12 protein-coding genes are annotated in these 14,184 nt (G+C 63.2%); 6 read left to right on the forward strand and 6 right to left on the reverse strand.

From position 1 onward, the window contains the following. Positions 1-155: 155 nt before the first annotated feature. The gene (locus HMPREF2967_RS08635; protein WP_070525138.1) at positions 156-1,808 is read right to left on the reverse strand and encodes an L-lactate permease; all 1,653 of its coding nucleotides are present in this window, start codon (positions 1,806-1,808) and stop codon (positions 156-158) included. 237 nt (positions 1,809-2,045) lie between these two features. Here HMPREF2967_RS08635 and argS point away from each other — a divergent pair, with 237 nt between their 5' ends. The 4 genes from argS (at position 2,046) to thrB (ending at position 7,471) form a co-directional block, all read left to right on the forward strand. Next, the gene (gene argS, locus HMPREF2967_RS08640; protein WP_070686058.1) at positions 2,046-3,707 is read left to right on the forward strand and encodes an arginine--tRNA ligase; all 1,662 of its coding nucleotides are present in this window, start codon (positions 2,046-2,048) and stop codon (positions 3,705-3,707) included. Positions 3,708-3,719: 12 nt separating this feature from the next. Next, positions 3,720-5,057 carry a diaminopimelate decarboxylase gene (gene lysA, locus HMPREF2967_RS08645; protein WP_070686059.1) on the forward strand — a complete coding sequence of 446 codons (1,338 nt, stop codon included), beginning with the start codon at positions 3,720-3,722 and terminating at the stop codon, positions 5,055-5,057. A 151-nt stretch (positions 5,058-5,208) separates the two neighbouring features. After that, on the forward strand, positions 5,209-6,531 hold the full coding sequence (locus HMPREF2967_RS08650) for a homoserine dehydrogenase (RefSeq protein ID WP_070686062.1): 1,323 nt from the start codon (positions 5,209-5,211) through the stop codon (positions 6,529-6,531). A 16-nt stretch (positions 6,532-6,547) separates the two neighbouring features. Then, the gene (gene thrB, locus HMPREF2967_RS08655; RefSeq protein WP_070686063.1) at positions 6,548-7,471 is read left to right on the forward strand and encodes a homoserine kinase; all 924 of its coding nucleotides are present in this window, start codon (positions 6,548-6,550) and stop codon (positions 7,469-7,471) included. Here the strand turns inward: thrB and HMPREF2967_RS08660 are convergent. The 4 genes from HMPREF2967_RS08660 to HMPREF2967_RS08675 are packed head-to-tail and all read right to left on the reverse strand — an operon-like array spanning position 7,468 to position 10,979. Continuing rightward, entirely contained in the window at positions 7,468-8,175 is a 708-nt protein-coding gene (locus HMPREF2967_RS08660; RefSeq protein ID WP_070563220.1) for a helix-turn-helix transcriptional regulator, read from the reverse strand. The two genes, thrB and HMPREF2967_RS08660, sit on opposite strands and share 4 nt — an antisense overlap. A 58-nt stretch (positions 8,176-8,233) precedes the next feature. Then, complete coding sequence (locus HMPREF2967_RS08665; protein WP_232770800.1) at positions 8,234-9,964, reverse strand: ATP-binding cassette domain-containing protein; 1,731 nt, start codon at positions 9,962-9,964, stop codon at positions 8,234-8,236. A 9-nt stretch (positions 9,965-9,973) separates the two neighbouring features. After that, complete coding sequence (modA, locus tag HMPREF2967_RS08670) at positions 9,974-10,696, reverse strand: molybdate ABC transporter substrate-binding protein (protein ID WP_046648918.1); 723 nt, start codon at positions 10,694-10,696, stop codon at positions 9,974-9,976. Between the two features lie 22 nt (positions 10,697-10,718). After that, the gene (locus HMPREF2967_RS08675) at positions 10,719-10,979 is read right to left on the reverse strand and encodes a DUF2249 domain-containing protein (RefSeq protein ID WP_046648919.1); all 261 of its coding nucleotides are present in this window, start codon (positions 10,977-10,979) and stop codon (positions 10,719-10,721) included. A 93-nt stretch (positions 10,980-11,072) separates the two neighbouring features. Between HMPREF2967_RS08675 and HMPREF2967_RS08680 the strand changes: the two genes are divergently transcribed. After that, the gene (locus tag HMPREF2967_RS08680) at positions 11,073-12,272 is read left to right on the forward strand and encodes a beta-carotene 15,15'-monooxygenase (protein WP_070686067.1); all 1,200 of its coding nucleotides are present in this window, start codon (positions 11,073-11,075) and stop codon (positions 12,270-12,272) included. Then, positions 12,253-13,626, forward strand: coding sequence for a multicopper oxidase domain-containing protein (locus HMPREF2967_RS08685; RefSeq protein ID WP_070686069.1), 1,374 nt, complete (start codon positions 12,253-12,255; stop codon positions 13,624-13,626). Before HMPREF2967_RS08680 ends, HMPREF2967_RS08685 begins: the two co-directional genes overlap by 20 nt. Here the strand turns inward: HMPREF2967_RS08685 and HMPREF2967_RS08690 are convergent. Then, a complete protein-coding gene (locus tag HMPREF2967_RS08690) occupies positions 13,613-14,179 on the reverse strand; it encodes a molybdenum cofactor guanylyltransferase (RefSeq protein ID WP_070686071.1) in 567 nt (188 codons plus the stop codon). The genes HMPREF2967_RS08685 and HMPREF2967_RS08690 overlap by 14 nt on opposite strands. Positions 14,180-14,184 lie beyond the last annotated feature (5 nt).

Below are 14,184 nucleotides of genomic sequence, written 5' to 3' on the forward strand. Positions count from 1 at the left end.
CTGGCTTTTTATCGCAACACTAATGTTGTGAAATTCCTAACGTGCGGTGATGGTCGCAGCGGTCGCGGCCGATATGAGGCAACCCCCAGACTGGGCGATGAAGACGCCCGAATCTGGGGGTAGTTAGTGGTGTAGAACTTTATGGCTAAACCCTTTTAGGGGACCAAGAAGCCCAGCACGTTGGTCATGAGGAAGACGATGACGCACACGACGGCGAGGAAGGCCACGGAGTAGCCCACGACCGCCTTGAAGATGCGGGATTCCTCGCCCTCCATCTGCACGGCGGTGGCGGCGATGGCCAGTGACTGCGGGGAGATCATCTTGCCCACAACGCCACCGGAGGTATTGGCGGCCAGCATGAGGTCCGGATTGACGCCGATGCGCTCGGCGGCGGTGACCTGCAGGTTGGCAAAGAGTGCGTTGGCGGAGGTATCCGAGCCGGTGACGGCGGTGCCGATCCAGCCCAGGACGGGGGAGAAGAGCGCGAAGATGCCGCCGACAGAAGCCACGAACTGGCCGATGGAGATGGTTTGGCCGGAGTAGTTCATGGTGTAGGCCAGTGCGAGGACCAGGATGATGGTCAGCGCGGAGAACTTCATGCGGGAGACAACCTCGCCGAACTTGGTCAGCGGCGCGGAGGCGTCCAGCTTGTAGCGGCCGTTCTCGTTGAAGGTCATGTAGATAAGGGCCACGATGATGCCGGAAATCAGCAGTAGGGTTCCCGGGTTGCCCAGCACGTTGAACGTGAAGGCGGTGTCCATGGCGTGGCCTTCGGCGTCGAAGACGGTGCCGTCGAGAAGCGGCCAGGCAACGTTGACCTGGAGGAAGCCGAAGATGGCCGGCCATGCGGTGGCGATGGCGAAGACAGCGGTGACCACGGCATAGGGCAGCAGGGCCATCCAAATGCGGCTGCTGTTGAGATCCGTGACCTCCTCCTGGGCGGGCAGCTCCATGCGCTCGCGCAGGCTGTCGACACCCTTGGGCTTCCACACACGCAGGAAGATGAAGCCCGCGCCGAGGGAGACGATGCAGGCCACGACGTTGGTGAGCTGGTAGGCGAAGAAGGTAGCCGCGGCCCACTGGGCAATGGCGAAGGAGATGCCGATGACGGCCGCGGCGGGGCCGGCCTCCTTAACACCGCGCATGCCGTCAAGGATAAAGAGGATGAAGAAAGGCACGACGGCGGCAATGAGCAGGACCTGGAGGGAAATCAACGCGGCGATGTCAGCGGTCTGCTCGGCGGTGCGCCCGCCGACCGAGCCCGCGGTGGTGACTGGGATGCCCACCGCGCCGAAGGCCACGGGCGCGGTGTTGGCAATGAGCACCGTGGTGGCCGCCTTGAGCGGCTTAACACCCAAGGCCAGGATCATGGTCGCCGTAATCGCCACGGGGGCGCCGAAGCCGGCGAGGGCCTCCAGCAGGCCGCCGAAGCAGAAGGCGATGAGGATGGCCTGGATGCGGATATCGCCATCGCCCAGCAAGTCAAAGGTCTTGCGCAGGTCACTGAATCGTCCGGAAGCCACGGTCACTTCGTAGAACCAGATGGCGGTGATGATCACCCAGACGATGGGGAAGAGGCCGAAGAGCCCGCCGCGCACCGCGGAGGACAAAGCCATGCCGGTTGGCATGCCCATGCCGAAAATGGCGATGAGAACCGCTACGAGAAGCGCTACCGCACCCGAGGTGTGGGCGCGGGCCTTGATCCCCAGGAGCATGATGAAGAACGCGATGAGCGGCAGCGTGGACACCAGCGCGGTAAGCCCGACGTTGCCAGCGATGGCGTCGGTGGTGATTGTGAATGTAGACATAACGCTCACTTCAGGTTGAGTCCCGCCGGCGTCCCTGCGGTGGTCCCCGCGGTGTGGCACCACAAGTTTCGGCCGGGCGAGAGAGGCGAAAGAATAAATCGGTTCAGATATCAAGTTTAGGGTAAAACCATGCGAGTGCTTGTGTCGCCGGATTCACACTACGGGGGGTGGGTGACCTTGCTAACGTCCGCGACCTGATAGTGCCTCCCAGCGGCGGGGACGATAGACTTTGGCCCTATGAATCCTGAAGATCTTTCCGTCCTGATCAAGAACACCGCTGCCGCCGTGCTCACCGAGCATGAGCTGGACGCCTCAGTCCTGCCAGAGACCGTGACCGTGGAGCGCCCGCGCAACCCGGAGCACGGCGATTACGCCACCAACCTGGCCCTCCAGGTGGCTAAGAAGGCTGGCGCCCAGCCGCGCGAGTTGGCGCAGTGGCTTGCCGACGCCCTTGCAGGCAACGACGCCATCGATGAGGCCTCCATCGCGGGCCCGGGATTCCTCAACATTCGCCTCGCTGCCGCCGCGCAAGGTGCCATCGTGGCGCAGGTTCTCAATGCGGGTACGGACTTCGGCAGCAACTCCACCTACCAGGGCAAGAAGATCAACCTGGAGTTCGTCTCCGCGAACCCGACTGGTCCCATCCACCTAGGTGGTACCCGTTGGGCCGCCGTGGGTGACTCACTCGGCCGCGTGCTCGAGGCCTCCGGTGCGGACGTGACCCGCGAGTACTACTTTAACGATCACGGCGGACAGATCGACCGTTTTGCTCGCTCCCTCGTGGCCGCGGCCAAGGGCGAGCCCACCCCGGAGGATGGCTACGGCGGAGACTACATCAAGGACATCGCGCAGGCGGTAGTGGAGAAGAACCCCAGCGCCCTTGAGGGCAGCGATGCCGAGGTCCAGGAGAACTTCCGCGCTGACGGCGTGGAGATGATGTTTGCCCAGATCAAGGAGTCCCTCCACGAGTTCGGCGTGGACTTCGACGTGTACTTCCACGAGAATTCCCTCTTCGAATCCGGTGCCGTGGAGAAGGCTATCCAGACGCTCAAGGACAACGGCAAACTCTACGAAGCCGAGGGTGCGTGGTGGCTGAAGTCCACCGAATACGGCGATGATAAGGACCGCGTGGTCATCAAGTCCGATGGCAATGCCGCCTATATCGCCGGCGATATCGCCTACGTGGCCGATAAATTCGACCGCGGCCACGACCTGGCTATCTACATGCTCGGTGCTGACCACCACGGTTACATCGCCCGCTTGCGCGCCTCGGCCCAGGCTTTGGGTTATGACCCGGAGGCCGTCGAGGTGCTCATCGGCCAGATGGTGAACCTGGTCCGCGATGGTAAAGCGGTCAAGATGTCCAAGCGCGCGGGCACAGTGATTACCTTGGATGACCTTGTCGAGGCCATCGGTGTGGACGGCGCGCGCTACTCGCTGGTGCGCTCCTCCGTGGACTCCAGCCTGGATATCGACTTGGGCCTGTGGGCCTCCCAGTCGTCCGATAACCCGGTCTACTACGTGCAGTATGGCCACGCCCGCATCTGCTCGATCCTGCGCAAGGCCACGGACCTGGGCTTCGACACTGCCGCGCTTGGCGACGCCCCCCTCGACCTCCTCACCCACGACAAGGAAGGCGACCTCATCCGCACCCTGGGCGAGTTCCCCGAGGTTGTGGCCACCGCCGCCACGCTGCGCGAACCGCACCGCATCGCGCGCTACGCCGAGGAGCTCGCCGCCGTGTTCCACCGCTTCTACGACCAGTGCCAGGTGCTGCCGAAGGCAGGCGAAGAGACCGAGCCGATCCACTCCGCACGCCTCGCCCTGGCTGCAGCCACCCGCCAGGTCATGGCGAATGCCTTGACCATGGTCGGGGTCAGCGCGCCGGAAAAGATGTAAGAAAAGGTATCGATGACTGATTTCAATTCTCTTCCGGCCCACGTGTGGCCGCGCAACGCCGCTCGAGACTCTAATGGCGTGGTCTCGATTGGCGGTGTGGCTCTGACCGAGTTGGCCGCAGAATATGGCACCCCGCTCTACGTTTTCGACGAGCAGGACTTCCGCTCGCGTTGCCGGGATATGGCCCAAGCCTTCGGCGGGCCCGACCACGTGCACTATGCCTCCAAGGCCTTCATTACCAAGCGCATCGTGCGCTGGGTTGACGAGGAGGGCTTGTGCCTCGACGTGGCCTCCCTCAATGAGGCCAAGCTGGCCCTGGCCGCAGGCTTCCCGGCGGAGCGCATGACCGCCCACGGCAACAACAAGGAAGACGAGTACCTGCAGCTGTGCGTGGGCAACGGTATCGGACACGTCGTCCTCGACAACGAGGAGGAGCTTTCGCGCCTCAATAGCATCGCGGCATCCGCTGGCCGCGTCCAGCCGGTGATGATCCGCGTGAAGCCCGGCGTGGATGCGCATACCCACGAGTTCATCGCCACGGCGCACGAGGATCAGAAGTTCGGCATTTCTCTGTCCACCGGTGCAGCCTTCAACGCCGCGCAGAAGGTGCTGGAATCCGCGAACCTGAAGCTCGTGGGCCTGCACTGCCACGTGGGTTCTTCGGTGTTTAATGCCGATGGCTTCAAGCTGGCCGCCGAGCGTGTGCTCAGCCTGTACAAGCGCATTCACTCCGAGCTCGGCGTTGCTCTTGAGGAGCTGGACTTGGGCGGCGGCTTCGGCATTCCCTACATGGAGTATGAGGAAGCGCTCGACGTCGCCACGCTGGCCAAGGATCTGCTCGACGCCGTGGAGCGCACCGCCACCGAGCTCGACATCACGCCACCCTTCGTACTGGTGGAACCCGGCCGCTCCCTGGTCGGTGCCTCTGCGGTCACCGTGTACCGCGTGGGCACGGTCAAGGATGTAGAAACCGGCAAGGCGGATCTGCCGATGCGCCGCTACCTCTCCGTGGACGGCGGCATGTCCGATAACATCCGCCCAGCGCTTTATGGCTCGGAGTACGACGTGCGCGTTGTCAACCGCCGCACCCAGGGCGAGCCGGTGGATTCACGCATCGTGGGCTTCCACTGCGAGTCCGGTGACATCCTGGTCAACGAGCGCCGTTTCCCCTCGGATATCACCACCGGCGATCTCCTCGCCTTCGCCACCACCGGCGCCTATCAGTACATGATGGCCTCGCGCTATAACGGTGCTCTGCGCCCGGCGGTTGTGTCCGTGCGCGACGGCAAGGCCCAGCTCATGCTGCGCCGGGAGACGGTGGAGGACTTGCTGGCGTTGGACGTCGATTAGCGCGGCGTTGTCACAGCTCACCGTATTTTATTCACTATGACATGGCCGGTCGCGCCCAGTGCCGGCCATTTTGTATAGAAATAGACAGCTCGTTCTGTATAGTGATGGGCTAGCACGTAAGAATCAAACGCAACTTCAACAAAGGGACACCATGACGACGAACCGTAGCAAGAAGCCCGAAGGCGAGCCAGTAGGTATTGCGCTGCTTGGGTTTGGCACCGTAGGCGCCGAGGTTTTCCGCCTCGTGCAGGAGAATGCGGACGCTTTTGCGCACCGCATCGGCGGCCCGGTGGAGATCCGCGGCGTAGCCGTGCACAACAAGAACAAGCTTCGTCCGGGTGTGCCGAAGGAGCTGCTCACGGACGACGCCAAGGCGCTCGTCCTGCGCGATGATATCGACCTCGTCGTCGAGGTTATCGGCGGCATTGATTTCCCGCGCGAGCTCGTCCTCGCCGCCCTTAATGCCGGTAAATCCGTGGTCACCGCCAATAAGGCCCTCGTGGCCGCGCACGCGGATGAGCTGGCGGAGGCCGCTGAGCGAGCTGATGTCGACCTCTTCTTCGAGGCTGCGGTGGCCGCGGCCATCCCGGTCGTCGGCATGCTGCGCCGTTCCCTGGCCGGTGACAAGATCCAGCGCATCTCCGGAATCGTTAACGGAACCACCAACTTTATCTTGGACGCCATGGAGACCACCGGCGCCTCCTACGAGGACGCGCTGGCTGAGGCTACCCGTCTGGGCTACGCCGAAGCCGATCCCACCGCGGACGTAGAGGGCCACGACGCCGCCTCCAAGGCCGCCATCCTGGCATCCCTTGGCTTCTACACCCGCCTGACCTTCAACGACGTCTATTGCGAGGGCATTTCCAAGATCACCGCCGATGACATCAAGGCTGCCAACCAAGCTGGCTATTCCATCAAGCTGCTCGCTATTTGTGAGCGCTTGGTTGATGAAGAGACCGGCGCGGAATCCGTCAATGCCCGCGTGCACCCGACTCTGGTCCCGAAGGATCACCCGTTGGCGTCGGTCAGCCAGTCCTACAACGCCATCTTCGTCGAGGCGGAGGCCGCCGGTTCCCTGATGTTCTACGGCAACGGCGCCGGCGGCAACCCGACGGCTTCGGCTGTGCTGGGTGACGTCATCGGCGCCGCACGCAACATTGTCCACGGCGGCCAAGCGCCGGGGGAGAACACCTACGCCAACCTACCTATTGCGGAGTTCGGAGAAGTGGAAACTCGTTATCACGTCGACATGGAAGTTGAAGACCGCACCGGCGTGCTTTCTGCCATCTCCGGTGTCTTTGCCCGCCACGGGGTCTCCCTGCGTACCGTGCGCCAGGAGGACGGCGATGCCACCGCTCGCCTCATCGTGGTGACCCACGCGGCGAAGGAAGCGGTGCTCGAAGATATCGTCGCCGCCCTCGGCGAGCTCGATGAGGTCAAGGCCGTTCACTCCGTCATCCGCCTGGGTGTATAGGGACTCAGAGAGAACAATGAGTATCGATATCGAAGTAGGCACCAAGGTCACCGTCCAGGTTCCGGCATCCTCGGCCAACCTGGGCCCGGGCTACGACACCCTGGGTATTGCGCTGAGTCTCTACGACACCGTGGAGGTGGAAGTCACCTGCTCCGGCCTGGAGGTGGAGATCTTCGGCGAGGGCGCTGACGAGCTGCCGCGCGACGGCTCCCACCTCGTTGTCAAGGCCATCCGCTCAGCGCTGAAGGCTGCCGACGTAGAAGTCTCCGGCCTGCGCGTGGTGTGCACGAACAACATCCCGCAGTCCCGTGGCCTGGGCTCCTCGGCGTCTGCCGCGGTGGCCGGCGTGGCCGCGGGCAATGGCCTAGCGGGATTCCCGCTTTCGGAACAGCAGGTTGTGCAGCTGTCCTCGGCGTTCGAAGGGCATCCGGATAACGCAGCTGCCTCTGTGTTGGGCAACGCCGTGGTCTCTTGGACGACCGTGCCTGTCGACGGCCGCTCGCTGCCGGAGTACCGTGCCGCGACCTTGGACGTGCACCCGAGCATTAAGGCCACGGCCTTGGTACCGGACTTTCATGCGTCGACGCAAGCCGTGCGCCGCGTGCTGCCCTCGCACGTCACGCATGCCGATGCCGCCTTCAACGTCTCCCGCACTGCAGTAAACGTGGCGGCGCTGACCACCTACCCGGACCTGCTGTGGGAGGGTACCCGCGACCGCCTGCACCAGCCCTATCGCGCTGATGTCCTGCCGGTCACCGCGGAGTGGGTGAACCGCTTGCGCAACCGCGGCTACGCCGCCTATCTCTCCGGCGCTGGCCCCACCGTCATGGTCCTGCACACCGAGCCCATCGAGGAGGAGATCCTCGATGATGCCCGCGGGCAGAACCTGCGCGTGCTGGAGCTGGAGGTCGCCGGGCCGGTCTCCGTCGAGCGCGGTTAGCCTAGCTCGCTGCTCTCTTCCACGTCGATTCGGCACACGCCGTTTCCGGCTTTGGGTATGAGCTTCAGGCTCAGCCGCCCGCCGGAATCGGCAGCCGCTTGATCTAGGTATCCATCATGGATGGCGCAGACGAAGGGGGAGGGCTGAATTCCGGCCGTGACGAACGGGCAGGCGTGTAGTTGCACGGTGGTGCGGCCTTCCTCGGCGAATTGCTCCACCGAAGTTACCGGGTCAAAGCCCATATCGCGCATCGTCTGGTAGAGAGGTGCCAGCGCCTCAGCACCGTGGCTCGTGGCCGCAGCTTGAGCCCACGCGCGGCCGATCTCTCGTGCTTGCTCGGAAGAAAAGTCATTGAGCTGCTCTTTATCCGCCAGCGCTGTGACCAAGACGCTAATCAGCGTGACGTATTCCTCCGCCACCGAACGGTTGTCGGGTACACGTACTTGGAAGATCAGGGAGGGGCGCCCGCGCCCGTGCGCTGGGGCGGTAACTACCCGCACCGCGCCGGCGTTAACGAGCTCATCTAGGTGGCCGCGCGCGGTGTTAACGTGCATCCCCAGTTCCTGTGCAATCTCGGCGGCGCGTGCTCCTTGCGGGAATGTCTGCAGGGTTGAGAGTACCTCGCTCTGCTTGGGGGAGAGCTTCATCGTGTCGGGAAAAAGCTCAGTAGACGAGCGCGGGCTATGCGCAGATGACGTAGACATAAACGGCCTCTCCTTGGACAACGCTACGAGGATCTTACATCCGCTCGCAGCTCTTCCCCTATTTCAGTGCATAAAGCCTTAAAGCAGCGGAATCGAGGAACACAGGCACAACCTCACCGGGGGCCTTGCTGCGTGCCGGTTGGTCTAGAGTCACCCGTTGGCCATCGATCTCCACCAGGGTTGAGCTGCCTAAGTCAGCAAGAATTGTGGCGCTCAGCACCCCGGTGCTGTCGAAGTTCAGTGCGCTCTGGGGGAAGGCCGCCCAGTGGTCACCGCTGCGAGCAGGAGTGAACACCCCATCGCGGAGGCTACCCCGTAGCAGATTAACGCCTGATAGCTCTGCCATGAAATGAGTGGTGGGCTGCTCCAGTAGCTGATCCACGGGTCCTTGCGAGATGACCTCGCCGGCTTCCATTACAGCGATGTCGTCTGCCAGCGTGGTGAGGTCCACGCGGTTGTGGGTGACAATGATGGTGGTGCGGTCTGCCGCCGAGAGGCGCAACAGGTGGCGCCACCGGGCGGCTGATTCGACGTCCATGGCGGCAAAAGGCTCGTCCACGACCAGGACCTCCGGGCGCGCCGCAAGTGCGCGCAGGAGGGCAACCTGTGCGGCCTGTCCGCCGGAAAGCTCGGAAACATGGCCCAGCTCCTGCAATCCAGCTGCGTTCATCAACTCCTGGGTCCTTTGTGCATCCTTGGTCACCATGGTCAAAGCTTGTTCCACGGTGGCGGTGGGAGGCAGCCCGGGGTCTTGGGAGAGCATGACCACACGCTCGGCATTTGTCTGGGCTCCCTGTAAGCGCCCGCTAATGAAACGCATCAACGTGGTCTTTCCCGCGCCGTTGGGGCCAACCACCGCGGTCACGCGCCCGCCACGGAACGTCGTGGTGGTGTCGCCGACCGTGGCTAAGAGATCGCGGGGAGAGTCCTGCGGGGAGGTCATCGTGCGAAGCGCAGCCGTGTCCATCGGTTGCAAAGCGCGCACAGCTTGCTCGTGGCGGCGGCGCAGCAGCAGAGGCATTCCGGCCGCGGTGAGCGTGAGGATGGCTATCCCGATCAATACGGCCGACAGCGTATAGGCATTGTCCGCGCTGACCTCGCGCTCAAGGTAGATGCCGCTGGGCATGGTTTGGGTAGAACCGGGCAGGGATCCGGCGAAGGTGATCGTCGTTCCGAATTCACCCAGCGAACGGGCGAACGCCAGAGCACCGCCGGTGAACACGGCAGGGAGGATTGCGGGCAGGATGATGCGCCGAAGGATGGTTCGTGTGCTCAGGCCGATGCCCCGCGCGCTGGCCACGACTTCGGGGTCGAGCTGCCGCAGCGCAGAATCTACCGCCACCACCACGAAGGGCAGGGTGACGAATAAGTGAGCTGCCACAACACCGGGAAAGGCGAAAGACACGTGCAGCCCAGCCTGCTCCAAAACCGGACCAAGCAGTCCGCGGCGCCCGAGCAGCGCGGTGAGTGCCAACCCGCCCACCACGGGAGGCATGGCCAAAGGGAGATAGACCACCAGACGCACAAGGTGAGACACGCGGCGCAGCTGCTGGAGCCACAGAGTCAGACAGGTGCCCAGGATCGTGGATAGCAAGGTAGACAACGCCGCCGCGGAAAGGCTGACGCGGAGGAGGTCATGGGTCGCCGGAGCGCTCAGCGTGTCGGCGAGCTTCGGCCAGGGCACTCGCACCCCGAGGGCGAGCACTGGGGCAAGGATGTAGACCGCAGCAAGCACGCCGGCGGCGATGACCGGCCACGTTGTCCGCGGGCGCTGTTCGTGCAATATCACGCGTGACACTTAGTCCACCGGGCTAAAACCGAATTTTTCCCAGGTGCTGTCAAAATCCGAGTCGAGGAGGTTGAGGACATCCTGAGCTTCGTCGTGTCGGGGTGAATCAGTTACCACCGCGCCCATGATCTCGTTACGGAAGTCTTCCGCGTGGTCCAGCGGAATGGCCTCGACGTCCTCGCTAGCGGCGGCATCGGTGGAATAGACCCACCCGGCGTCCGCCTCACCGGAGGCGACCTTACCCAGGACGTCAGCTACCTGTCCCTCCAAGGAGGAAGCGTGCAGGTCCCAGTTGTTGGCCTCCATGATGCGCGTAGAGATGGCGCCGCAGGGCACGCTTGGGTCGCAGAGCACGAGGTGTGCTGAGGGATCCAGGTCGGCCGCGGAGCGCAGTCCCAAGGGATTGCCCTTCGGCACGACCATGACCATGACGTTGCTGGCTAGGGTCACGGGGGTGTCGACGGTGCCCTGAGCGGTCGCATCATCCATGGTCTCCCGGGAAGCCGTGAGGAGCAGATCTGCGGGAGCGCCTTCATTGATTTGCTGTACCAGGGCAGAAGAGCCGCCGTTGTTGAACGCCAGCGGGGTTTCAGACGCACTGGAGAGTTCGTCGTTGAGCACACGGGTGGAGGACGCGGCAAATACCTGCAACGGCTCGTCGGAGCTGGAGGAGCAGCCGCCGACAGTCAGCGCGGCGGCGAGAACAGAGACAGCAATTTTCAAGCGGCGCATGGTGAGTTACGTTACGGCATCTTTACGCGGTCCGCGTGAATTTAATATGGACTTCCTTTGGTTCCTTCTTGAGGTATTCACGGTCGAAGGATTCTTCGCGCTGGTCCACTTCTTTGAGCAGCGGAAGCGGGTCGTGTGGAGCAATGAGAATCATGGATTCGCCCACGTTGAGGGTGCCGAGTGCCCCATGGATAGCGCCGTGGCGCACTGCATGAGGGATTTCGGACGCGTTAAGGGTGGGAATGTCGCGGCCCTTGGAAGTGTCGACAAGCGGCAAGTTCATTGATGGATTCCTTTCGAGTTCTAGGGCGGCGGGCGTTGCTGCCCGTGCAACTAATTTACTACGATTATATCCGTGCAAATAGGAATGTCGGATATGTCTCTGCGTGATGTCTCCCTGGCTTCGCGCCGGCGCTGGCACACCCTTGCCTTTAGCCTCGTCGCGTTCTGGATCGCGGTCGGCGTGGGAATCACCGTGGCAAGTTTTGGGGGAGCACCCGTCGTGTGGTGGGACCTCATCCACCCATTCACCCTCGGCGCGCTGACCACCGCGATCCTCGTGTTCAGTACCCATTTCACGGAGGCGCTCACCCGCACTCCGGCGGTCGGCTTCCGAGGGGTGGGCGCGCGGGTAGGCCTGGTTCAGGTGGGGCTGGTTCTTCTCCTTGTTGATCGCGCGGGCTATGACTGGGGCGTGCTCTCGGATAGTGGCTCGGCACTGGTCATCGCTGCCGTTGCATGGCACCTGTGGGCGCTGTGGACCACGCTCCGGGGCTCTCTGTCTGGTTCTTTCGCCGTGACCGTTCCTTTTTATCTGGCGGCGGCCTGCTTCATGGTGTTCTCGGTGCTACTGGTCATTCTGGCTGCGCACGGGGTAGGGAATTACTCGCTGTTGGTGGCCGCGCACTCACGCGGGATGATGTGGGGCTTCGGCCTTCTTACCATCCTGGGCACGGTCATCACGCTGTTGCCCACGTTGACCCGAACCCCAATCTCAGCGGTTGCGCGGGTGCGGTGCAGCCGGGCTTTGACCGTGCATTGCGTGGGGCTGGGGGTGGCCATGCTTGCCGACGCCTCCGGGCTCACCCGCGCCGCCGGCATGGCGCAGCTGCTCACCGTGCTTGCTGCCGTACTCATCATCCAGCCAGTGCTGGCCGGTGCGCTTGGTGGTGAGAAGACCACGGCTAGTGTGTCCGCGTTGGCGGGGCTGGTATGGATGGTGGCGCTCTGCGCCGGTGACGCCGCGGCCACCATCGCAGGGGCCTACCCACGCGCGGTCACGCTACTGCTCATGCCGGCGTTTCTGGGCGCCGGCCTGCTGCAGCTGGTCACCGGGGTGCTCCATCACATGCTGCCCATCCTGGCCGGGGCGGCCCGTCCCGCGCACGGGCATATTGCCGGGTTCCTGCGAGTAGGGCTCATTAACGTGGGCGGTGTGCTCAGCCTCCTCGGCATTGCAGGTGTGTCTGTAGCCGGGCTTATCATGATGGGGCTTGGACTCATCGCCAATATTGTGGCCCTGGCATGGGCCGTCGCATCATCTCAAGGAGAAGTTCATGTCAAGCGTGCCCGTTAAGAAGGAGCATTCCGAAAAGAAGTGGGCGTCCTGGCTCATCATCATCGTCGCGCTCCTCGCTGTCATTGGGCTGGCTGTGTTCAACTCGACCACAGGCAAGCAGGACCCAGCTACGGTGGCATCCGCCGACGCCGTGACTGTTGACGTCTCCGTGGAGGGCATGGCTTTTGTCCCGTCCTCCATTGACGTGGCAGCGGGCAGTCACCTCGTAGTGAATTTCACCAACACCGGTGACCAGGTTCATGACCTCAAGATTGGGCGCGAGGAGACGGGCCGGGTGGAACCGGGCGAGACCGTGCAGCTCGACGCCGGAATCATCGAGGAGTCTGTGGAAGGCTATTGCACGATCGCCGGGCACAAGATGCAAGGTATGACGTTCATGGTCAACGTCGACGAGTCAGCATCCGGTGAGCATGATCATGCGGGGGCGTCGGAAAGCACCGGCTCCGCCGGCGCACCGGCGACGGTGCCCTCGGCTGCCGAGCGCATGGCAGCCCGCGAGAACTTTAAGGCTTTTGATGCCTCCCTTGCCCCCGCCGAAGGCGAGCTCCATGAGGAAACGTGGGTGATGGCTGAGGAAGAAGTCGAGGTTGCCCCAGGCGTGCGCCAAACCCGGTGGCTTTTCAACGGGCAAGCACCCGGGCCTACCTTGCGCGGCAAGGTAGGGGATAAGTTCCGCATCACCATCAAAAACGAGGGCTCGATGGGGCACTCGGTGGACTTTCACGCGGGTGAGGTCAACCCGGATGAGAACATGAAGTCGATCCAGCCGGGTGAATCGCTGACCTATGAATTCGTGGCACACAGGGCGGGTATCTGGATGTATCATTGCTCGACCATGCCGATGAGCTTGCACATTGCCAATGGCATGGCGGGAGCGGTCATCATTGATCCGCGTGGCGAGGATGCCCTGGCAGACGTTGATGCGGAGTATGTCATGACGGCGAACGAGGTCTTCCTAGCCTCTGCGGGTAAGGAAGCTGAGGGCGCTAACGCGCAGCGCGTCAGCGACGGCGACTATGACCTCACGGCCTTCAATTACTATCCCAACCAGTATGATGTTGCCCCGCTGCGCGCCAAGGTGGGCGATACCGTGCGCATCTGGGTGGTCAACCTCGGCCCGGATCTGCCATTGAGCTTCCACGTCGTGGGCGAGCAATTCGACACCGTGTACAAGGAAGGCGCCTACCTGATTAAGGGCGCGAAGGATTCCGGCTCCCAAGCGCTCGACCTTCTACCTGCCCAGGGCGGATTCGTGGAGATGACCTTCAACGAGCCGGGGACCTACTCCTTTGTCAACCACCTCATGACGAACGCGGAGAAAGGGCAGCACGGCCAGATTATCGTTGAGTAGCAAGGCGCTCGCGCCGTAGACGTAATTCGTCCAAGGTGTCGATATCGCGCACCGCGGGCGTTGCCTCGACCTCGGTGATGGTGCCCGCGAGCCTCAGTAAGTGCATGGCCGGCTTGTTGCGTGGATCTCCGAGCTCCTCCAGCGCGCGGGTGAGGGCCTTAGTACGCCACAGCGCACACAGCGGTTGTAGGCTCCCGTCGAGGGCAGCCACAGCGACATCCGCGCCCGAGCTACCCAGAGCCTTGTGGAGGGCAGGCAGTACTTGCGGGGAATCCGGGGCATCGGCGGCAAAGACTGCTGTGGTAGCCCTCGCGTCACCAGCCAGTGCGGCGTGGCCCGCGGCGATACCTGCAGCTGGCCCGCCGAAGAGGGGGCTTTCGCACACCTGGGGCATGCCCAAACGATAGGGCGAGACGACCGCTACCGGCGCGCCATAAGGAAGCTGGCGCAACAGTCGGTCGATGAGGCGTTCACCGGCGAGCCTTACGCTAGCCTTGTCCACGCCTCCCATGCGTTGGCCGCGCCCGCCGGCTAAAACAATGACACCTGGCACTTCGC

Origin of the sequence: Corynebacterium sp. HMSC059E07 (genome assembly GCF_001814395.1) — a bacterium.
Classification (GTDB): domain Bacteria; phylum Actinomycetota; class Actinomycetes; order Mycobacteriales; family Mycobacteriaceae; genus Corynebacterium; species Corynebacterium hesseae.

Bases quoted from the DNA above. Each gene is read 5' to 3' on its own strand.
- lysA (WP_070686059.1), top strand. From the start codon at position 3,720: ATGACTGATTTCAATTCTCTTCCGGCCCACGTGTGGCCGCGCAACGCC.
- modA (WP_046648918.1), bottom strand. From the start codon at position 10,696: ATGCGCCGCTTGAAAATTGCTGTCTCTGTTCTCGCCGCCGCGCTGACT.
- argS (WP_070686058.1), top strand. From the start codon at position 2,046: ATGAATCCTGAAGATCTTTCCGTCCTGATCAAGAACACCGCTGCCGCC.
- HMPREF2967_RS08650 (WP_070686062.1), top strand. From the start codon at position 5,209: ATGACGACGAACCGTAGCAAGAAGCCCGAAGGCGAGCCAGTAGGTATT.
- HMPREF2967_RS08675 (WP_046648919.1), bottom strand. From the start codon at position 10,979: ATGAACTTGCCGCTTGTCGACACTTCCAAGGGCCGCGACATTCCCACC.
- HMPREF2967_RS08685 (WP_070686069.1), top strand. From the start codon at position 12,253: ATGTCAAGCGTGCCCGTTAAGAAGGAGCATTCCGAAAAGAAGTGGGCG.
- HMPREF2967_RS08635 (WP_070525138.1), bottom strand. From the start codon at position 1,808: ATGTCTACATTCACAATCACCACCGACGCCATCGCTGGCAACGTCGGG.
- thrB (WP_070686063.1), top strand. From the start codon at position 6,548: ATGAGTATCGATATCGAAGTAGGCACCAAGGTCACCGTCCAGGTTCCG.
- HMPREF2967_RS08680 (WP_070686067.1), top strand. From the start codon at position 11,073: ATGTCTCTGCGTGATGTCTCCCTGGCTTCGCGCCGGCGCTGGCACACC.
- HMPREF2967_RS08660 (WP_070563220.1), bottom strand. From the start codon at position 8,175: ATGTCTACGTCATCTGCGCATAGCCCGCGCTCGTCTACTGAGCTTTTT.